A 20,469-nucleotide genomic window follows, 5' to 3' on the forward strand; every position below is an offset into this window, starting at 1 on the left:
GTCTCGTCTCGAGCCGAGGTCTCGTCTCGAGCTGAGGTCTCGTCTCGAGCCGAGGCCTCGTCCTGAGCTGAGGTCTCGGCGCCGCCGGTGGTCTCGCTGTCGGCAGCGGTCAGGCCGTCTCCGGTGGTCTCGGCACGACCAGCGGCCGCACTGCCTGCTGCGGCCTCGGCGCGGGCAGAGTTGTCACCTCGAGCAGGGTTATCGGCGGACGGCACCGCACGAACCTACCAACCGCCACGCTCGCCCCCCGCCGCCCGGCACCGCTCCCGGGCTGCGCGGACGTCGTTTCCGCGTCGCACCGGGCCCATGCGCACCCGCGCCGCGGTCGTGCACGCGACTTTCCCGAGCCGATTTCACCGGCGAAGCACCACGCAGTCGATCAGGCCGGGACGTTCACAGGCCCATCCGGCCGGTGCAGGCGGGCCAGGCGCCCCACCCCTGACGGGCGCGGGTGACCTCGGCGATGGCGATCTGCTCCTCGCGCGTGGCCATGTCGGCGCGCGGCGCGTAACGCAGCCCGCCTTGGCGTTCCCAGGTGCTCTGGTCGAACTGGATGCCGCCGTAGTAGCCGTTGCCTGTGTTGATGGCCCAGTTGCCGTTGGACTCGCAATCGGCCAGCGCGTCCCAGAGGTCGCCGTCCTGGACCGGCGGCACCTCGGTGCCCGGCTTGGCGCCCTTGCGGACGGTCGTCGGCTGGGCGGGGATCTGCACCACGGACTCGATCGCGGTGCGCTCCACCTCCTGGCCGTTGACCTTGGTGACGGCGAAGGTCACATCGTGCACGCCGGGAGTGCCCGGCTCCTCCACGATGGTCCGGCTCATGTTCAGGGTCTCGTCTTCGATGATGTTCTCCGGCGGGTCCAGCGGAAGCGTCTCGGTGATGTTCTCCACCCGTTTGCGGGTCACCACCACCCGCATGCCCTCGGACAGGGGTGTGTCCGGGGACGGTTCGACGGTGTCCTGCTGGACGAGCGGGACACCGGCCACCGACAGGAACTCCCCGACGGTGGGCGCCGCCATGCGGACGTCGACGGGTGCGCCGATGCCGTCCAGCAACGAGACGGTGCGCGGGCTGGCCACGTTCAATACCGCGCCGGTGAGTGGCAGCGGGTTGTCGCGCCCGGGCCGGACGTAGACGTCGTCCGGCAGATCCAGCTGTTCGAGCGCTTCTCCCGCGGTCAAGCCGGTGGTCCAGACCTGGCGCAGCCTGCCGTCCACCGAGAGGGCCACCTGGCGCGCACGGTTCAGCACGATGGTCGCGCCGTCGACCACGGACGAGCCGAGTCCGGGCTCCACCAGGTCGCGGTCGGTCACGTCGAAGCCGGCCGCTCGCAGCACCCCGGCCACGTCGCGCGACATGGTGGTGCGCACCGACTGGTTGCCGTCCACCACGACGGTGACGGTCTTGCGATTCACGATCGCCATGGCGGCGCCGACGACGAGGGTCAGCAACAATGCCGCCACGGCCGCGTAGAGCAGCGGTGAACGCGACTGGTTGATCTTCGCGAGCGGAGACATGATCACAGGACAATAACGAGCGGAATTCGACCCAACAACCGCAGCGGGGTGAACCGCCGGATCCGCGATCACGATTCGATATCGACGCCGCAGCTAGCCGCTACCCCTCGCCATCATCTGTGATCTGACTCACAGATACGTTTTCGATCTTCCCGGCCCGGGAAATGCCTTCGCCGGTTCTCCCGAATTCAGATGCGGTAGAACCGGCGGGCGTTCGCCGTGGTGATCTCGGCCAATTCCACCGGGTCCTGTCCGCGCAATTCGGCCAGCGCGCGCACCGTGTAGGGCAGGCAATAGGACTCGTTCGGCGCGCCACGGAACGGATGCGGGGTGAGATACGGCGCGTCGGTCTCCACCAGAATCTGCCCGTCGGGAACCACTTTCGCCGCCTCGCGCACCTCGTGGGCGTTCTTGAAGCTGACATTGCCGGAGAAACTGAGCACATATCCCTCGTCGACACAGGCCATCGCCATGTTCGGGTCCGAGGAGAAGCAGTGGAAGATCACCGTGGCGGGCGCGCCCTCGTCCAGCAGCACGGTCAGCAGATCGTGATCGGCTTCGCGGTTGTGGATCATCAGCGGCTTGCGCACCCGCTTGGCCAGGTCGATATGCCAGCGGAAGACCTCGATCTGGGTCTCGATGTCGGCACAGCCCTCGAGCTTGCCGGGCCAGTAGTAGTCCAGGCCGGTCTCGCCCACCGCCACGGTGCGGGGATCGGCGGCGAGGCGTTCGAGTTCCGCCGCGGCCTCGTCGTCGAGTGCGTTCGCACGGGTGGGATGCAGAGCGACCGCCGCGAACACCCGTGGATCCCAGTGCGCCGCGTCGACCGCCCAGCGCGCCGCGTCGAGGTCGTCGGCGACGGTCACCACCCGGCCCACGCCGACCTTCTCCGCCCGGTCGACGATCACCGCTGTCGACTCGGCGTCGGTGGCGCCGCAGGCATCGAGATGGGTGTGCGCATCGACCAATGGAGCAAGAGGTTCGGGCAGGTCGGGGGCAGAACGCTTGGCGCTCATCGATCTCCTCCACTGGCGGCGTCGCGTGGCGAGCGGGCACGGCGACCATCGCACCGGTCGTAGTGTCGATGCGATACTCGCGTGCAGTCGCTGTCCAACTACAGTAGTCAGCACCATGAACGCGGACGCACCAGCCTTCTACGTCACCACGGCCATCGCCTACCCGAACGGCGCACCGCACATCGGGCATGCCTACGAGTACATCTCCTCCGACGCCATCGCCCGGTTCAAGCGCCTCGACGGCTTCGACGTGTTCTTCATGACCGGCACCGACGAGCACGGCCAGAAGATGCAGCAGACCGCCGCCGCCGAGGGCATCCCGGTCCAGGATCTGGCCGCGCGCAACTCCGATGTCTTCGAACGGCTCGACAAGGCCCTCGACATCTCCTACGACCGGTTCATCCGCACCACCGACGCCGACCACCTGCGCGCCAGCGAGGTGATCTGGCAGCGGATGCTGGCCAACGGCGACATCTACCTCGACAACTACTCCGGCTGGTACTCGGTGCGCGACGAGGCCTTCTACACCGAGGAGGAGACCACGCTGCTCGACGACGGCAGCCGCGTCTCCACCGAGTCGAAGACCCCGGTCACCTGGACCGAGGAGTCGAATTTCTTCTTCCGGCTCTCGAAATACCAGGACGCACTGCTCGCGCTCTACGAGGAGCGTCCGGAATTCATCGCGCCCTCGACGCGGCGCAACGAGATCGTCAGCTATGTGAAGGCGGGGCTGAAGGATCTGTCCATCTCGCGCACCACGTTCGACTGGGGTGTGCCGGTTCCGGATCACCCCGATCACGTGATGTACGTGTGGGTGGACGCGCTCACCAACTACCTCACCGGCATCGGTTTCCCCGACCCGGATTCCCCCGAGTTCCAGAAGTACTGGCCGGCCGATCTGCACATCATCGGCAAGGACATCACCCGTTTCCACACGGTGTACTGGCCCGCCTTCCTGATGTCGGCGGGCGTGGCGTTGCCGAAACGCGTTTTCGTGCACGGCTTCCTGTACAATAAGGGCGAGAAGATGTCGAAATCGGTCGGCAATGTCGTCGACCCGCTCGATCTCGTCGACGAATACGGCCTCGACGCCGTGCGCTTCTTCCTGCTGCGCGAGATCTCCTACGGTCAGGACGGCAGCTACAGCCACGAGGCGATCGTCTCTCGCATCAATGCCGATCTGGCCAACGAATTCGGCAATCTGGTGCAGCGCAGCCTGACCATGGTGAACAAGAATTGCGACGCGGCGGTGCCAACGCCCGGCGAGTTCACCGACGAGGACCGCGCGCTGCTCGACCGCGCCGGCGGTCTGCTCGATCGCTGCCGCGCCGAATTCGACAACCAGCAAATGCATCTCGCGCTCGAGGCGATCTGGCTGACACTCGGCGAGACCAACCGGTACTTCTCCGCGCAGGCCCCGTGGGCGCTGCGCAAGTCCGGCACCGAGGAAGACCTCGCCAGGATGGCGACGGTGCTCTACGTGACCCTCGAGGTGGTGCGCATCGTCGCCATCCTGGTGCAGCCGGTCATGCCGGGGGCGGCGGCCCGGATTCTGGATCTGCTGGGGCAGCAGGGGCGCACGTTCGCCGATATCGCGACGCCGCTGACGCCGGGCACCGCGCTGCCCACCCCCGCGCCGGTGTTCCCGCGCTACGTCGAGCCCAAGAACGACGAGGACGACAAGACGAAGTAGCCGCCGACGGCGAGAACCGGACTACGACAACGGTTCTCGCCGCTCTCGGCTCACTGCCAGCGGGCCAGCAGGCGCTCGGCCTCCTCGGCGAGGGCGGCCTGCAGGAACGGGCCGAAGCTGATCCTGGCCACGCCCTGCTCGGCCAACTCGGCTTTGGCCGGGTTATCGGGGACGGCGATGGCGTTCACCGGCAACGGCAGCCGGGAGGTGAGCGCGCGCATGTCCTCGGCGGAGTGCCTGCCCACCGGGTACAGCACATCCGCGCCCGCCTTCGCCGCCAGCGTCAGCCGGTCCACGGCGCGATCGAGGCGATCGGCCTCGTCGCCGTCCTTGCGCAGGAACAGATCGGTGCGTGCGTTGACCACCACGTGCACGCCCGCGGCGTCGGCGAATTCGCGTAGCCCGCGCACGAGTTCGGCGTGCTCCTCCGCGCCGCGCAGGCGACCGCCCTCGCTGTGCACGGTGTCCTCGATATTGAGACCGACCGCACCTGCCTCGAGCAGTCCGTCGACGAGCTGGGCCGGGCTGAGCGCGTAGCCGGATTCGATGTCGACCGAGACCGGCACGTCGACGGCGGCGGTCACCTGCCGCACTCTGGTGAGCAGTTCGGTGTAGGTCATGCCCTCGTTGTCGGCGCGGCCCACCGAATCGGCGACCGGGTGACTGCCGAGGGTCAGCGCCGGGAATCCCGCCGCCACCGCGAGATTCGCCGACCAGGCGTCCCACACGGTCGGCAGCACGACGGGGTCGCCGGGGCGGTGCAGCGCCAGCAGGGTCTTGGCTTTGCTCTCCAGAGTCGTCATGCCCTCGATCATGGTCGCCGCGCGCCCCGCCCGCAGGCCGACACGCACGATCGCACGACCCCGCCCGCCGTCAGTCGCAGCTCCGGTCGGCGGTTTCGGTGCGGCACGCGTGCGTGTCGAGCACACGCGCGCCCGGCCCCTCGTCGCCGAGGCGGTCACGTTCGTTGACGATCTTGCACACACCGAGCGACAGGCAACCGCAGCCGATGCAGCCGGTCAGGCTGTCGCGCAAGCGGGTCAACTGCTCGATGCGATCGTCGAGGTCGGCGCGCCAGGTGGTCGACACCGTCTCCCAGTCCCGTTTGGTGGGGGTCCGGCCCTCGGGCAGCCGGTCGAGTTCGGCCTTGATCTCGCTCAGCGGGATGCCCACCCGCTGCGAGATGCGGATGAACGCCACCCGGCGCAGCATGTCGCGCGGGTAGCGACGCTGGTTGCCGCTGGTGCGACGGCTCGAGATCAGACCCTCGCGTTCGTAGAAGTGCAGTGCCGACACCGCGACGCCGCTGCGCTGCGACAGTTGACCGGGGGTCAATTCCTTGGATCGCCAATCGGCTGTCGACATCACGCTCCTTCGCTCGAGGTGAACCATACTTCAGGTTCACCGGGCCCGGACCATTTCGGACACATGAGCATAAATGTTTCTTTCCGGCGTCGAATTCCCGGCACGGCACGGCGCGATCAGCGTGCTCACCGGGGCCGGGCGCATTACGGTCGGAGCATGAGCCACGGCTGGAGCACCCACCACGGTTACGGCGTCACCTCGGAGGTGGGCGTGCTGCGCACGGTGATGCTGCACCGGCCAGGCGCCGAACTGCGCAGGCTCACTCCGCGCAACAGCGATCAGCTGCTCTTCGACGGCATCCCGTGGGTGGAGCGCGCCCAGCAGGAACACGACATCTTCACCGGTGTGCTGCGCGAGCGCGGGGTGGAAGTGCTGCTGCTGGCCGACCTGCTGGCCGAGACCCTGGAGGTCAGCGGCGCGGCCCGTGTCCAGGGCATCAGCGCGGCCGTCGACGCGCGCAGGCTCGGGCACACCCTGGCCGACGAGCTGGCCGGCCACCTGCGCGGCGTGGCGGCCCCGGAACTGGCCGAGATCCTGATGGCGGGCATGACCTTCGACGAACTGCCGTTCGCGCCCGACGGCACCTCCCTGGTGCGCCGGATGCACCACGGTAGCGACTTCGTCATCGACCCATTGCCCAATCTGCTGTTCACCAGGGATTCCTCGTTCTGGGTCGGCCCGCGGGTGGCCATCACGTCGCTGGCACTGCCCGCCCGGATGCGGGAAACCTCGCTGACCGACCTGGTCTACGCGTTCCACCCGCGCTTCCTCGGCGTGCGCAGAGCCTACGAATCCCACACCGCCCCCATCGAGGGCGGCGACGTGCTGCTGCTCGCCCCGGGGGTGATCGCGGTCGGCGTCGGCGAGCGGACCAGCCCGGCGGGTGCGGAAGCATTGGCGCGCAGCCTCTTCGACGACGATCTCGCGCACACCGTGCTGGTGGTGCCGATCGCGCAGAGCCGCGCCACCATGCACCTGGACACCGTGTGCACCATGGTCGACACCGACGCGGTGGTGATGTACCCGGCGCTGCGCGACGAACTGCGCGCGTTCACCATCCGGCGCGGCGATGCCTACGAGGGGCGGGACCACGGCGGGCGCGCGGATCCCTCCGGGGTCACCATGGCCGGACCCGACCCGTTCCTGCCCGCCGCCGCCGAAGCCATGGGCATCGGCAAGTTGCGGGTCATCGACACCGGCTCGGACGTGGTGACCGCCGAACGCGAGCAATGGGACGACGGCAACAACACCCTGGCACTCGCCCCCGGCGTGGTCGTCGCCTACGAACGCAACGAAGTGACCAACGCCCGGCTCACCGACGCCGGGATCGAGGTGCTCACCATCCCCGGGTCGGAGCTGGGTTCCGGCCGCGGCGGCCCGCGCTGCCTGTCCTGTCCGCTGTCCCGCGAGACCGTCTGAGAGCCCGCGTGCTGAACCTCACCATCGACCACGACTCCCCCGAACCGCCGTTCGAGCAGCTGCGGATAGGCGTCTTCGCCCGGGTCCGCACCGGCGAACTGGCCGCAGGCACGAAGATGCCGACCGTGCGCGCGCTGGCCGCCCGGCTCGGGCTGGCGCCCAACACCGTCGCCCGTGCCTACAAGGAGCTCGAGGAGGACGGCGTCCTCGAGACCCGCGGCAGGCTGGGCACCTTCGTCGCCTCCTCCGGCGATCCCACCCAGGACGCCGCGGGCCGGGCCGCCGTCGCCTATGTCACCGCGATCCGGCGCCTCGGACTCGACGACGAGGCCGCACTGCACTTCGTGCGCGCCGCGCTGGGCTGACCGCTAGCGCCAGCTGGGCAGCCAGAGCCGGATCTGCCACTCCTGCGGGCTGATCGCCATCGCCGACATGATCGGCCAGAACCAGATGAAGTTGGCCACCACCAGGCCCAGGTACAGGCACACCGCCAGCAGGCCGAGGCCGCGCCGCTCGTCGGGGACGAGGAAGGCGTTCGGGTCGGCGGTGCGATGCGGGGCCGCGCGCGCCGGGCCGATGATGTCACCGAGCACCAGCGCGACCGCCATCATCAGGAACGGGGCCAGCGGTACCGCGTAGAAGAAGTACATCTGCCGATCCAGCGTCAGGAACCACGGCAGCAGCGCCGCGCCGTAACCGACGAGCACCGCGCCGTAGCGCCAATCCCTGCGCACCGCCCAGCGCCACAGCCCCCAGGCCAGCACCGGCAGCGAGATCCACCAGATGGCGGGCGTGCCGATCAGCATGACCGCCTTGACGCACTGACCGGGCTCACAGCTGGCGACATTGTCGGCGTAGTAGTACAGCATCGGCCGCAGACCCATCGGCCAGGTCCACGGCTTGGACTCCCACGGATGGATATTGCCCGCCGAATTCGTCAGGCCCTCGTGGAAGTGCAGGGATTCGCCGCTGTAGAACCACAACGAGCGCAGCGCCTCGGGCAGGAACGACCAGGTCCCCTCGGTGCCGAGCTGGTTGCCGACCGCGTGCCGATAGACAGCGGTCTCGCTGGTGAACCACGCCCAGTAGGACGACAGGTACACCCCGAGCGACACCAGCACCAGCGCGTACAACGCCGGGCCGACATCGCGCAGGACGGTGCCACGCCACGGGCTCGGCACACCGTAGGCGCGGCGCGCGGTCAGATCGAAGAAGACGCTGAGCAGGCCGAACGCGGCGATGAAGTACAGGCCCGACCACTTGGTGCCACACGCCAGCCCGAGCAGCACGCCCGCGCCGAACCGCCACCAGCGCACGCCCAGTCGCGGACCCCATCGGGTCATCGCGATCCGGCCTTCGGCGTCGGCGCGCGCCAGGCGTTGTCGCACGTCGTCTCGATCGACGATCAAGCAGCCGAACGCGGCGGTGACGAACAGGGCCATGAAGATGTCGAGCATGCCGATGCGCGAGGACACATAGAGCACGCCGTCGGCGAGCATCAGGATGCCGGCGATCGCGCCGACCAGCGTGGAACGCGCCATCCGCCGCACGATGCGGATCACCAGCAGCACCAGGATCGTGCCCGCCAGCGCGGCGGTGAAGCGCCAGCCCCAGCCGTTGTAGCCGAACAGCAGTTCGCCGATCGCGATCATCTGTTTGCCGACCGGCGGGTGCACGACCAGGCCGTAGCCGGGATTGTCCTCGACCCCGCCGCCGGTCAGCATCTGCCAGGCCTGCGGGGCGTAGTGCTTCTCGTCGAAGACCGGGGTGCCGCCGTCGGTCGGGTAGTTCAGGGCGCTGAACCGGGTGACGGCGGCCAGGGCGGTGAGCACCGCGGTCACCAGCCAGCCACGCAGGGTGTCGACCGGCCCGAAATCCGGGGAAGGGCGAAGCGGGGCGGGGCTCGACCAGGTGGTGGCCACGGCCCCGGGTGCGGTCGCGCGGTCGGTCACCTGGGTCACGGACCCGATCGTATTCGGTCACCCCGACCGGAGGGGGAATCGGCGAGGCCGCGGGCTCTCGGCGGCGACCGGGGTCTCGGCATCGGGACGGCCCGGCCGAGCCGGTGACCCGCCGATTAGGCTGGGACGTCACGCCCCCCGCGGACGCGTCGGGTGCGAGGACGGGTGAGTTCACCCGCAACCACACCCGACGACACCGACGAAGACGACCGGACGGAGCACGGTGACAGCCGAGGAGACCACGGCCGGTTCGGCGGGCGGCAGGCTGGTACTCGCCGCCACCCCGATGGGTGACATCGGCGACGCCTCGCAACGCCTGCGCGACGCCCTGTCCACCGCCGACGTGGTGGCCGCCGAGGACACCCGCCGCACCCGCGCGCTGGCCAAGGCACTCGGCCTGGAGATCTCCGGTCGCGTCGTCAGCTTCTACGACCACGTCGAGACCGCCCGCATTCCGGCCCTGCTCGACGACATCACCGCGGGCCGGACCGTCCTGCTCGTCACCGACGCGGGAATGCCCTCGGTCTCCGATCCCGGCTACCGCATGGTCGCCGCCTGCGTCGAACGCGACCTCCCGGTCACCTGTCTGCCCGGCCCGTCCGCGGTCACCACCGCCCTGGCCCTGTCCGCCCTCCCGGTGGAACGCTTCTGCTTCGACGGCTTCCCGCCACGCAAATCCGGCGCTCGCCGGCAGTGGCTGCGCACCCTGCGCACCGAACCCCGCGCCTGCGTCTTCTTCGAGGCCCCGCACCGCCTCGCCGACTGCCTCGCCGACGCCGTCGAGGTCCTCGGCCCCGACCGCCGCGCCGCCGTCTGCCGCGAACTCACCAAGACCTACGAACAGGTCGTCCGCGGCACCCTCGCCGAACTCGCCGCCTGGGCCGTCGAGGGCGCCCGCGGCGAGATCACCGTCGTCCTCGAGGGCGCCGCCCCCACCGAAGCCGACCCGGCTTCCCTCGTCGACGAAGTCCAAGCCCTCGTCGACGACGGCATGCGCTTGAAGGACGCCTGCGCCCAGGTCGCCGGCGCCACCGGCGCCTCCCGCCGCGAACTCTACGACGCGGTCCTCGCCGCCCGCGCGAGTCGCTGAGCATCGGAGCAGCCGACACGAGGAAATATGCCATTTCTTATGGCATACTGGCTCCATGCCCGCAGATGACGAATTCGTGCCCGGCGAGGGACCTACGAGCGGGATTTCGGTCACCCTCTCATCGGGTACCTTGCAGGCGATTCGGGACCGAGTCGGCAAACGCGGAGTATCGGCATATCTGGAGAAGGCCGCCCAACGACAGATCGAGCGTGACAATCTCCAAGAGTTGCTCGCCGACTTCGAGAAAGTGAATGGTCCTGCCGATCCTTCGGCAGTGAGCGCCAAGCTGGCCGAACTCACCCGCGGCAAGTCCGGCACGGGCAGCGCCGCGTGACCAGCACGCTGGTGCTCGACAGCGAAGGTCTGGCCCAAGCCGTCATGCGCCGACGCGAGGTCCAGGAGTGGCTCGAAGCCGCCCACCGAGGTGACATACCTGTGATCACATCAGCCGCTGTACTGGTCGAGGTGATCCACCCGAAAATCGACGAAGCCGCACTGCGATGGACTCTTTCCCGGCTGCGAGTCGAATCCATGACGCAGTCCGTGGCCCAGACCGCGGCAGACCTCCTGTTCCGGGCAGGCAGACACGGCCACAAGTACGCGATCGATGCGATGCTGTGCGCGACCGCGATCCAGTGCCGCGGAGATGTCACCATCCTCACCTCGGATACCGAGGACATCGGCCTGCTGACTGCCGAACACGCTCGGATATCCGTCGAGAAGGTCTGATCGAATCCTGCCGCGGTTCATCCGCGCCGGCCGATGTCAGCGCCCGAGAACGGCGAGCATTCCTTCGACCGCCCGTGGCCAGGTGAACTGTTCGGCTCGGTGACGGGCAGCCATTCTGCGGGTAGCGGCAGGACGGGCGAGGATATCGGTGACTGCGGTGGCGAAGGCGGACGGGTCGTCGGCGGCGACGGCGCCGCAATCGGGAGTGACGATGTCGGCCAGGGCAGAGGAGCGGCTGGCGACGACGGGGGTGCCCGCGGCGAGGGCTTCGAGGGCGGCCAGGCCGAAGGTTTCGTGCGGTCCGGGGGCCAGGGAGACATCGGCGGTGGCCAGCAGGGCCGCGACGCGGTGGCGATCGTCGACGAAACCGGTGAAGTGGACAGCGGGCCGGCCGTCGGACAGCGAAGGGACTGTGCGGGCGCGTTTCTCGAGGGATTCCCGGCGGGGGCCGTCGCCCGCGACGACGAGGCGGACGGGGCGGCCCGCGCGGGAGAGTTCGGCGGCGGCTTCGATACTGCGGTCGACGCGCTTCTCCACCGAGAGCCTGCCGCAGTGCACGAGCAGCGGGTGACCGGGGACCCCGAGATGGGCGCGGAGATCGCCGTCGCGGCGCTGTGGGCTGAACACGTCGAGGTCGACGCCGAGCGGGACCAGTTCGACATTGGTCGCGCCGATACGGCGGAATTCGGCGCGGGCGAAATCGGTGGTGCAGACAACCATGTCGTAGTCGTCGGCGGTGCGGCGATTGGCGATGTCGGCGAGGCGGCGGGCGGCGGGGCCGGGCAGCACCTGGCCGAGCAGACGGTCGAGGCGTTCGTGGGAGATCATCACGCTCGACACGTCGCGGCGGCGGGCCCAGCGGCCGAAGCCGCGCAGGGTCAGGCGGTCGGAGACTTCGAGCACGTCCGGATTCAGGCCGTGCAGCACATCGGCGACACGACGCGGGTCGGCCGCGCGGTAGCCGCCGGTACCGGGAATCGCCATGGCGGGCAGCGTGATCCGCAGAGCGCCGCCCGGCAGGACCTCCTCACCGCGGCGCGGGCCGGGAACGATCAGCACCACTTCGTGCCCTGCCGCCGCGTAGCCCGCGCCGAGATGGTGCAGCGCGGTGCGCAACCCACCCGAGCGGGGGCCGTAGAAGTTGGCCAACTGCACGATGCGCATTCCGCCGATCGTGGTCGGGCGGGGTTACACCGAGCCTCCGGGAACACAACGGACGGTGAACGGCGTCGGACAATCGGACGACGACGGCGTCAGCGTCCCGCGACTCCACGGACCGCGCGTGGCAGATCCAGGTCCAGCGGAATGTGGCCGACCGCGAGATGTTTTTCCACCTCGGCGGCGGGCATCGGGCGGGCGATGAGGAACCCCTGCGCCCGGTAGCAGCCGAGCCCCACCAAGGTGCGCGCCGCGACTGCGGTCTCCACGCCCTCGCCGACCACGCCGAGGCCGAACGACCCGGCGAGGCCGATGATGGATTTCACGATGGCCAGGTCGTCGGTGCTCGCGCCGAGCCGCTGCACGAAGCCCCGGTCGATTTTCACCGCGTCCACCGGCAGCGCCTTGAGATGCGACAGCGAGCTGTAGCCGGTGCCGAAATCGTCGATGGCGATCTGCACCCCCATCCGCTTGAGCCCGCGCAAAGTCACCTGGGTCCGGGCCAGATCCTGCACGACCACGTGCTCGGTGATCTCCAGGCACACCGAGCTGCCGTCGATGGCGAACTCGCGCAGGATGTCCTCGATGCGTTCGACGAAATCCAGGCTCACCAGCTGCACCGGCGAGACATTGATGCGCATCACGATATCGGCGGCCAGCCCCCGCGCGCGCCAGTCGGCGAACTGCTTGCACGCCGTGCGGATCACCCAGCGGCCCAGCTCCCCGGCCAGATTGGTGGCCTCGGCGACGGTGACGAAGGCGGCGGGCGGCAGCAGCCCCCTGGTCGGATGCATCCAGCGCACCAGCGCTTCCAGCGCGACCAGCCTGCCGGTGCGCAGATCCACCTCGGGCTGGTAATGCAGCAGCAGCGAGCCGTCGGACACCGCGCCGCGGAGATTCAGCTCCACGTCGTCCTGGAGTTCGAACTGTGCGCGCATGGCGTCGGTGAACACCGCGACGCCGTTGCCGCCGCCGGACTTCGCCGACAACAGCGCGTGATCGGCGCGGCGCAACACATCGGCGACCGTGGTCTGTCCCGGAATGCCGACCGCCACACCGACACTCGCGCCACGGCTGACCGATTCCCCGCCGACGGTCACCCGCCGGCCGATCAACTGCTGCAAGCGGGTCGCCTCCAGCTCCGCGGCCACCGCATCCATCGGTTTGTCCGGGACGATGACGAACTCGTCGCCGCCGAGCCGGGCGATCATGGCATCGGGGCCGAGATTTTCCCGCAGCCGCGAGGACAGCGTGCGGATGAAATTGTCGCCCGCGGTGTGACCGAGGAAATCGTTGAGCGCCTTGAGCCGATCGAGGTCGAGGAAGAAGGCGGCGACCGGCCCCGGCGCGCCGGGCCGCAACCGGTCCTCCATGTACTCGAGCAGCGCGCGCCGGTTCGCCAGGCCGGTGAGATCGTCGTGCAGGGCGATGTAGCGCAGTCGCTCCTCGGCGGCCACCCTGGCCTGGACCTGGGCGAACAGGGTGGCGATAGCGGTGAGCGCGTTGAGTTCGCCGGTGTCCCACGCACGGTCGCCCGATTTGACGAAACCGAGCAGACCGGTGGATTCCCCGCGCGAGACCAGCGGGACGCAGGCCATCGTGACCTGCGGAATTCCGGACGACTTGCGGATGGTCTCCTGATAGTCCTCGGATTCGGCGCCGGGGCGCACGATCACCGGCTCGGTCGCGAATTCCAGCTCACGGAACACCGAATCGGCCTCGGCGAAATGCACCACGGCCAGCGGGTCGGGATCGGGGATGTCGGTGCGATGCGGCCATTCGGCGATCAGGACGGTGGTGCGGTCCTCACGGTTGGTATGGCGCAGATAACCGAAGTCGATGTCGAAATGCTCGACCAGCGCGGCCAGCACGCGTTCGCTCGCCGCCACCATGCTGATGGCGTCGACGCCCATCAACTCGGAGGCGACTTCCGTCACCAATGAGTCGAGCGTTCGCCGAGGCACACTGTCTCCGATCGTGCTAGCTGCCCTGGCCCGGCGCTGGAAGCCGCCTGCTGCGGACCGAGGCTGCTGCCGCGTAGCTCAGGCGAAGCACCAGCGCCATGATCTCATGCCCAGGCACTCCCAGCAGGTCCAGGAAACGGCCCTGAAGTGAGGCCAGTGTATCCGCGAAATCCTCTGAAATCGCGACCAGCTCCTCCTGGTCATGTGCATAGCCGAACACCGGCGACATCGGCTGCACCGACAGACCTCGCCGTCCGGCCTCCAGCCAGACCCGTTCGACGGCCATTCCGGCCCGCGCGTAATCGATCAGCGACGCGCCCGCGCGTCCGGCCGGACACGGCATGGTGACGGCGATCAGGGCCGAACCGGACAGCAGGTGGTCGCGCGTGGAATCACCGAGACTGCGACCGCCGGACCAATTGCGCAGCAGCTCCACCACATCCGGACGGGAGGCGATGCGCAGCTTGGCCAGATCGGCGTCGTCGAGTTCCATGCTGCGCAGATCGATGCCGTCGCGCAGATCCTCGCCGGGGCCGCGCAGTTCGGAGAACAACTCCCGGTGCATGCGCGGGGTCAGCATGCGAACCCGGTCGGAGGCGCCGAGCAGCTCGGCGGCCTCGGCCAGAGCCGAGCGATCGGTGATCGTGCGGACCAACGCACCCTCGGCACGGGCGGCGGCATCGAGCGCGGCGAGCACACCGTCGCGGATGGGCGCGCGATTGCCTTTGCGGCGATTGGTGCAGCGAGTCAGTGCCGCCGGGTAGTCGCGGGCCAGCAGCGGGTCGCCGGAGGCGCCGAAGCGCAGGATGGCAGTGAGCGGGGCAGCAGTGAGCGGGGCAGCGGGCCCCGTGATCAGCCGGTGTTCGCCGAGCATGCCGTGCGCGGCCGCGGCGGCCCGGGCGTTGTGCAGGGCGGCGCCGATCGCCACGGCGCTGCCACGGTAGGCGACGTCCATGGTCGAGGAGCGTTCGGGTGCCAGGTCGATGCGCAGCTCGTCCTCGGTCAGTCGCATCGTCCAGGGCTGGGCATTGCCGCCGGAGGGCGCGCGCTGGGCCGCGGCGGCCACCGTGGCCCGCGGCGGCCCGGGTGGGAGCAGGTCCGGTTCGGCGTCCTGCCGGCTCCCGGCCCCGTTCGAGCCGAACTTCTCCCCGCGCGGCCCGCTGTCGGCAGCCCCGGATTCGCCTGCCCTCGCGCCGTCGCGGCCGGGCGCCCCGAGGTCGTCGTCGAGTTTCGCGGTGGACCAGCGCTCGTCCTCGGTGGATACCGGCTCGACCAGGCCGTCGAGCTCGCGTTCGAGATCCACCCGGGTACGGCCCGAGGGCAGATCGTGGCCCAGGCCGATCCGGCGCACGGCGGTGGCGGCGATGGCCGCGCCCAACTGCACGTCCCCGCCCAGCTGCGGCCAGGTCGTCACGGTGCGGTCGATCTCGGCCAGGCTGGCCGCCATGCGCGCGGACAGTTGACCCGGACCGAGAATCCGCAGCACATGCGGGGCCTTGTCCTTGGTGGACAGGCCGCGCAGATCGGCGGCGACGGTCGCGCCGAGCAGCCCGTGGAAGGGCGGGCGGTCCGGTTCCAGGTCGAAGCGCTCGACATCGAACAGGCCGCGATCGCTGGTGTCCATCAGCAGCGGCAGCCGGTGCCTGCGGGCGCCGTCGCGGACCGCGAACTTCACGTCCAGCGAGTCGCACTCCTCGAGGACCAGTGACAGACCGCTCAGGAATTCGTCGATGGAGTCCTCGTCGACGCCACCGGTGAACACCTCGACCGGCAGGTAGGGGTCCAGTTCGGCGATGCGCCGCGCGGTGACGACCGCCTTGTTCAGCCCCAGATCGAAGAGCGTGCCCGGCACCCGGTTCAGGTTGGACAGCTCGATGTCGTCGAAGTCGGCCAGCCGCAGCAGACCGCAGGAGCCTTCCAGCGCGATCGTGTGCGCGATCGCGTGCCCGACGCTCTGCCCGACCACGCCGACCGCCATCCCGGCTAGTCGCTCCTGCTCGGCGGCGGTCAGCTTGTTGCGGTTGCGATCCAGCCGGACGGCGCGGAACGCGCGCGGGCCGGGCAGGCCGACCAGCGTCCGCCGCCAGGGGTAGTACACCCAGCGGTCGGCGTCGGCGTCGGCGTCGGCGGATTCGATCGGCGGGGCACAGATTCGAGCCAGCTCCGCGCGTATCGAATCGCGCATGTCGAGGATGCCGACCGTGGGAGTGGTGCGCAGCCGGGTGAGCACGGCGGAGTCGTCGGCGTCGTCCTCGTCGAGGATCAGCGGACGATAGCGCTCCTCCGTGGCGGCCGGGCGCGTGCCGGGCGCGGTCGGGAAGGTGTCGGAGGCTGTCATCGGGCGATCGGCCTTCCCGCCGCCGGTCGCGGGCAGGTCGCGCCCCAGGCGCGCAGCGCCGCGCGTTCGAGGACGATGAGCGCGCCCTGGGTACGGGTGGCGTGCGCGAGGTGGGCATGGGTGTCCCACCACAGCGGGACGGTGCGGTAGCGGTGGTCCGGATAGGCGACCGCGTCGACCTCGTCGGCGACCCGCGCACCGCTGGAGGTGTACCGCTCGATGCCGTGCCCGGCGGAGGTGGCGAACCCCCATCGGGCGCCGAGCAGCCAGGCCGCGTGCACAACGCACCGCGCGACCGCGGCTCCCAGTGCCGACCGGTGCGCGGCTTCTCGATCCACCCAGACCGCCTTCACCTCGACGATGCCCTCGGGGGCGCGCTCGTCGATCATCGCGCGCAACGCGTCCTCACCGGGCTCGCCCGCCCAGGCGGACAGTCCGTGGGCCTCGTCCGAGCCGGCGTACGGGCCCTGGGCGCGCAGGCCGGCCACGACCTCACCGTCCGGATCGACCGCGGCGAAGAACAGTGCGGTGGAGCCGCCGTCGGCCACGGACTCGTACTCGAGCGCGGACTCGACCCCGAAACGGCGGTAGACACGGTGAGCGCCGGCCAGGTATCGCCGCCACAGCTCGGGATGGGCCGTCGGAGTGGTCACCTGGAAGGCGTGACCGGAGTGCATGTCACGAAACCGCAGCACCCGCTCGGCGCCGACCGTGACCATCTCGACAGTCATGTGTTCCTACTCCGTCGTCACCGCAGGCCGCGCCCGCGCGGGGCGGCCGTACCCGCTCCCCGAGAGACTTAAACCTCCAGAAGAGTCGCCTACGGAAGTATCCGTCATCCCACGGGAATTGACCAGAAAACTGGCAACTCTGTCGAAACTCGCCGGGAAACTGGCAAAAATGCTGTTGGAGAACGCGTTATCCGGTCGACTGGCCGACAAAGGGACCGATCGGTCGCCAATAGTTAATCAAGAGCTATTTACACCAGGATGGAAATGTAGAGTTCCACGTCCTCGGGTCCGCGCCAGACCTCGATCTCCTCGCGGTAGGCGCGGGTGATCTCCGCCGACGCCGTGGCGTCGTCGACCTGCGCCCAGACGTCCTCTACCGGGTCGTGATAATCGCCGTTCGGCTCGAATCGCGCGTAGACGCCCTTGGGCACCCGGACGAGCAGATCACCGACCGGCACCGCCGACGGATCGAGGTATTCGAAGCACACCATCGCGTTGTGATTACCCGCGGGATCGGGCACGTAGACCGTGTACATCGGCCGATCCCCGCCCTCGCGGTCACGCAGGCGATCTTTGAGGAACTCGATCAGCTCGCTGTTGCTGACCTTGAAACTCGGAGTCACCCTCGGCACCACCAGCCCGCCGTAGACCGCCTCGTTGCGGACTGCGATCGTGTACGTCATCGGGGGTCCACCGCCAGGTAGAGCTCGATCTTGTAGGCGTGCGGGTAACACTCGAAATCGCCGGAATAGGTGCGCTTGATCTGGTTGTGCTCTTCGGCGTAGGAGATCTGCGTCCACAGGTCGGTCATCACCTGCGGGAAATCACCGACCGAGGAGAACTTCGCGTAATAGCCGCGCGGCAGCCGGGCCACCAGATGACCGCGCGTCACCTGATCGAAGGACTGGCAACGGTAGCCGACGATCTGGGTGTTGTAGGTGCCGAGCTCGCCGGTGTAATCGGTATAGGCGCTGGCCAGCGGGCCGCCGAGCTCCTGATGCAGCACCGCCGCCCAGGCCGCCTCCAGAGCATGGTCCCGCAGTTCCCCGAGAGCGCGTTTCGGACTGCGGACGGGCAAACCGGCGACCCAGGTCTCGTCCCGCTCGACGATTTCAAACTGCATGGAAAACTCTCTCGAGGTGCATCGGCGAGCGCACCCGCATTCCGGTCGGCTGGAAAATCCATGCTATCAACTCGATCATGAAGAGTCCGAGCGCGGCGGACCACGTCGCTCGGCCGGCAACCCGGCGCTGAACTGGACAAACGTCCTGGAGAGCGTCCGGATCGGCGCGCACCCACCGCCCGCGTCGAGCACGGTTCGATTTCCGGGCGAATGGTCGGCTATCGATGCGGCGGACGGGGCGCGCGGCCTCACCACCAACCGAGGATCGGGCCGAGTCTGCGGCCGAGTTCCGGCGCCATCGAGCGCGAGTAGCTGGCCGTGAGATGGTGTTCATCGTGGTAGACGAGGACGTTGCCCTCCACCACCGGGCAGATGTCGGTCCCGCACACCGCGTCGGTGAGATCGAGAGTGAACACGTTCGGGAACGAGGCGGCGGGCTCCTCGGCCGGATTCACCGGATCGAAGGCGTCCGCCCGGCGGATGCCGCAGCTGAGCCGGTCGCCGTTCCCGGCCAGGCAGTCGATGGCCCGATAGCGCACCCCGTCGCGCCGCAGCCACGGTGTGTCGCGGATCGCCAGGATGTTGAGGCCGTGCTCGGACAGCCGAGACCAGACCTGCACATAGTCGTCGGGAGTCTCGTCGCCGATCAGATCTCTGGGCCTGGTCCCGGTGGTGAAGACCCAATCCGGGCGGTCCACGCCGAGCCGGTCGATCACCTCCAGCGACCAGTCGCGGCAGTCCGGGATCGACTGCCCCTTGTACGAGGTCTCCTCGGCCACGGTCAGCGGGCAGCCCATCTTCAAGTAGACGGCGATGTGGAACCCGTACTCCCGGCCGAGGAGATCCAGCGCGGGCACCCAGTGCTCGGAATGCGAATTGCCGACCACCGCGATGGTGCGGTCGGCGTCGGCATCGCCGTACGAACAGGTGATCACCTCGCGGGTGTCCCAGTCGGAGATACACCCGTCGCGGGTGGGGTAGGCCGCGTCGGCGGGCGCATCAAACACGCTGGGCCGGATATCCGCCTGGGGGGTGTCCGCGCCGCCGACCAACGCCTCGGCCCCGGGATAGCGGATCGCGTCGAGGTCGTACACCGGCCGCGGTGGTGACACGTTGCTGACCACCTGGGAGGTGACCGTCAGCGCCAGCACCGTCACGCCGAGGGCCAGCATCATCCGATGTCCGACCTCCACCCGAGGGGCGCGGGCGGCGGCGGGTGCGCGCAACGGCTCCTCGACGAATCGATGTGTCAGATACGCCAGTACCAGCGACGCGGCCAGCACGGCGAGCCCGGCACGCAGGTCGATCCGGGCGTCACCGAGATGAGCGAGCACGAAGATCAGCAGCGGCCAGTGCCACAGATACAGCGCATAGGCCATCTCGCCGAGCCGGACCGTCGCGGCGGAGGCCAACAGCCGGTTGGGCAGCGGCAATTGTTCGGCCGACAGGTTCTGACCGGCCAGGATGAGGGCGATGGTTGCCCCGACCGGGAGCAGCGCGGCCGGACCGGGGAACATCGAGCCGCCGTCGACGATCCAGCCGCAGGCGAGCACCAGCGTCGCCCCCACCAGCGCGAGCAACGCCCGCAGCACCCGATGCAGATTCAGGGCGGGCAGCACCACCGCGACGAGCGCGCCCGCCAGCAGTTCCCAGGCCCGGGCGAAGCTGTCGTAGTAGTTCCACCCCTGATGCAGTTCGACCCCGCGCGTGGCGTAGCCGAACGAGGCCGCGGTCAGCGCGGCCAGCACGAAGGCGACGACCGGCCGGATCGCGGCCGGTATGCCCAGCGTCCGGCAGGCCCATACCAGCGCCGCGATGCCCAGCAGCGCGGCCAGATAGAACTGCCCCTGCAACGACATCGACCACAGGTGCTGCAGCGGGCTCACCGACGGATCGGCGGCGAGGTAGTCCGCCCAGGAGAACGCCAGGTACCAGTTCTGGTAGTACAGCAGCGAGGCCAGCGTCTGCGACGCCAGTTCGGTCCACTGGGTGTAGGGCTTGGTCAGCACCGTGAACAGCGCGACCACCGCGAGCACCAGCACCAGCGCGGGCAGCAGGCGCCTGGCCAGCCGGGCGGCGGTTTCCCGGACCGAGATCCCGGTGCCGGACTCGGCGCGGCGCAACAGCGAGGCGGTGAAGAAGAAGCCCGCGAGCACCAGGAAGACGTCGACCCCGCCGGAGACCCGGCCCATCCAGATATGGAAGACGACGACCAGCGCGATCGCGACGCCACGCAATCCGTCCAAGTCCGTGCGATATCCCCGTGCCCGCTTCTCGACCGCTCGCGTCGCGGCGGCCACGGGGACGGCCGGAGCCGAAGTGGCGGTCGCGGGCGCCACGCCCGATTCTCGTGCCGCCGTCATC

General features: G+C 69.2%; 18 protein-coding genes. 6 read left to right on the forward strand and 12 right to left on the reverse strand.

What is annotated here, in order from left to right; genetic code table 11:
* Positions 1–393: 393 nt before the first annotated feature.
* Positions 394–1,518 (reverse strand): resuscitation-promoting factor, encoded by a 1,125-nt coding sequence (locus tag NS3_RS02675; protein WP_067853525.1) that lies wholly within the window; start codon positions 1,516–1,518, stop codon positions 394–396.
* A 188-nt stretch (positions 1,519–1,706) separates the two neighbouring features.
* Positions 1,707–2,534, reverse strand: a complete 828-nt coding sequence (locus NS3_RS02680) for a TatD family hydrolase (RefSeq protein ID WP_067852960.1) — start codon at positions 2,532–2,534, stop codon at positions 1,707–1,709.
* A gap of 115 nt (positions 2,535–2,649) precedes the next feature.
* Here NS3_RS02680 and metG point away from each other — a divergent pair, with 115 nt between their 5' ends.
* On the forward strand, positions 2,650–4,227 hold the full coding sequence (metG, locus tag NS3_RS02685; RefSeq protein ID WP_067852962.1) for a methionine--tRNA ligase: 1,578 nt from the start codon (positions 2,650–2,652) through the stop codon (positions 4,225–4,227).
* A 50-nt stretch (positions 4,228–4,277) separates the two neighbouring features.
* Here the strand turns inward: metG and NS3_RS02690 are convergent, their stop codons facing one another.
* Together NS3_RS02690 and soxR are read right to left on the reverse strand one after the other, a co-directional pair.
* Complete coding sequence (locus NS3_RS02690; protein ID WP_067853528.1) at positions 4,278–5,030, reverse strand: isocitrate lyase/PEP mutase family protein; 753 nt, start codon at positions 5,028–5,030, stop codon at positions 4,278–4,280.
* A gap of 70 nt (positions 5,031–5,100) precedes the next feature.
* Entirely contained in the window at positions 5,101–5,592 is a 492-nt protein-coding gene (gene soxR / locus NS3_RS02695; protein WP_067852964.1) for a redox-sensitive transcriptional activator SoxR, read from the reverse strand.
* Between the two features lie 156 nt (positions 5,593–5,748).
* On the opposite strand from soxR, the gene NS3_RS02700 reads away from it, so the two are divergent.
* Both NS3_RS02700 and NS3_RS02705 read left to right on the forward strand, forming a co-directional pair.
* Positions 5,749–7,011, forward strand: coding sequence for an arginine deiminase (locus NS3_RS02700; protein WP_067852966.1), 1,263 nt, complete (start codon positions 5,749–5,751; stop codon positions 7,009–7,011).
* An 8-nt stretch (positions 7,012–7,019) separates the two neighbouring features.
* Positions 7,020–7,376, forward strand: coding sequence for a GntR family transcriptional regulator (locus NS3_RS02705; protein ID WP_067852968.1), 357 nt, complete (start codon positions 7,020–7,022; stop codon positions 7,374–7,376).
* Between the two features lie 3 nt (positions 7,377–7,379).
* On the opposite strand, the gene NS3_RS02710 is transcribed toward NS3_RS02705, so the two are convergent.
* Entirely contained in the window at positions 7,380–8,972 is a 1,593-nt protein-coding gene (locus NS3_RS02710) for a dolichyl-phosphate-mannose--protein mannosyltransferase (RefSeq protein WP_067852971.1), read from the reverse strand.
* Between the two features lie 223 nt (positions 8,973–9,195).
* Between NS3_RS02710 and rsmI the strand changes: the two genes are divergently transcribed.
* From rsmI to NS3_RS02725, 3 genes are read left to right on the forward strand one after another with little or no spacing between them, the layout of a single operon-like run.
* Positions 9,196–10,062, forward strand: coding sequence for a 16S rRNA (cytidine(1402)-2'-O)-methyltransferase (gene rsmI, locus NS3_RS02715; RefSeq protein WP_084494988.1), 867 nt, complete (start codon positions 9,196–9,198; stop codon positions 10,060–10,062).
* Between the two features lie 55 nt (positions 10,063–10,117).
* Positions 10,118–10,396 (forward strand): hypothetical protein, encoded by a 279-nt coding sequence (locus tag NS3_RS02720; protein ID WP_067852973.1) that lies wholly within the window; start codon positions 10,118–10,120, stop codon positions 10,394–10,396.
* Entirely contained in the window at positions 10,393–10,791 is a 399-nt protein-coding gene (locus NS3_RS02725; protein WP_067852975.1) for a type II toxin-antitoxin system VapC family toxin, read from the forward strand. The genes NS3_RS02720 and NS3_RS02725 overlap by 4 nt, the downstream gene beginning before the upstream one ends.
* A 36-nt stretch (positions 10,792–10,827) precedes the next feature.
* On the opposite strand, the gene NS3_RS02730 is transcribed toward NS3_RS02725, so the two are convergent.
* The 7 genes from NS3_RS02730 to NS3_RS02760 all read right to left on the reverse strand — a co-directional run bounded on the left by NS3_RS02730 (position 10,828) and on the right by NS3_RS02760 (position 20,468).
* Positions 10,828–11,955 (reverse strand): glycosyltransferase, encoded by a 1,128-nt coding sequence (locus tag NS3_RS02730; RefSeq protein ID WP_067852983.1) that lies wholly within the window; start codon positions 11,953–11,955, stop codon positions 10,828–10,830.
* Positions 11,956–12,044: 89 nt separating this feature from the next.
* The gene (locus NS3_RS02735; RefSeq protein ID WP_157101153.1) at positions 12,045–13,886 is read right to left on the reverse strand and encodes a putative bifunctional diguanylate cyclase/phosphodiesterase; all 1,842 of its coding nucleotides are present in this window, start codon (positions 13,884–13,886) and stop codon (positions 12,045–12,047) included.
* Between the two features lie 43 nt (positions 13,887–13,929).
* Complete coding sequence (locus tag NS3_RS02740; RefSeq protein ID WP_084494989.1) at positions 13,930–16,251, reverse strand: Rv1355c family protein; 2,322 nt, start codon at positions 16,249–16,251, stop codon at positions 13,930–13,932.
* The gene (locus NS3_RS02745; protein WP_174550428.1) at positions 16,248–16,982 is read right to left on the reverse strand and encodes a hypothetical protein; all 735 of its coding nucleotides are present in this window, start codon (positions 16,980–16,982) and stop codon (positions 16,248–16,250) included. The genes NS3_RS02740 and NS3_RS02745 overlap by 4 nt, the downstream gene beginning before the upstream one ends.
* A 248-nt stretch (positions 16,983–17,230) precedes the next feature.
* Positions 17,231–17,665, reverse strand: a complete 435-nt coding sequence (locus tag NS3_RS02750) for an effector binding domain-containing protein (protein ID WP_067852986.1) — start codon at positions 17,663–17,665, stop codon at positions 17,231–17,233.
* A complete protein-coding gene (locus NS3_RS02755) occupies positions 17,662–18,105 on the reverse strand; it encodes a GyrI-like domain-containing protein (protein ID WP_067852989.1) in 444 nt (147 codons plus the stop codon). The genes NS3_RS02750 and NS3_RS02755 overlap by 4 nt, the downstream gene beginning before the upstream one ends.
* 248 nt (positions 18,106–18,353) lie before the next feature.
* Positions 18,354–20,468 (reverse strand): acyltransferase family protein, encoded by a 2,115-nt coding sequence (locus NS3_RS02760; RefSeq protein WP_084494990.1) that lies wholly within the window; start codon positions 20,466–20,468, stop codon positions 18,354–18,356.
* Position 20,469 lies beyond the last annotated feature (1 nt).

The sequence above is a fragment of the Nocardia shimofusensis NBRC 100134 genome (assembly GCF_001613125.1).
Classification (GTDB): domain Bacteria; phylum Actinomycetota; class Actinomycetes; order Mycobacteriales; family Mycobacteriaceae; genus Nocardia; species Nocardia shimofusensis.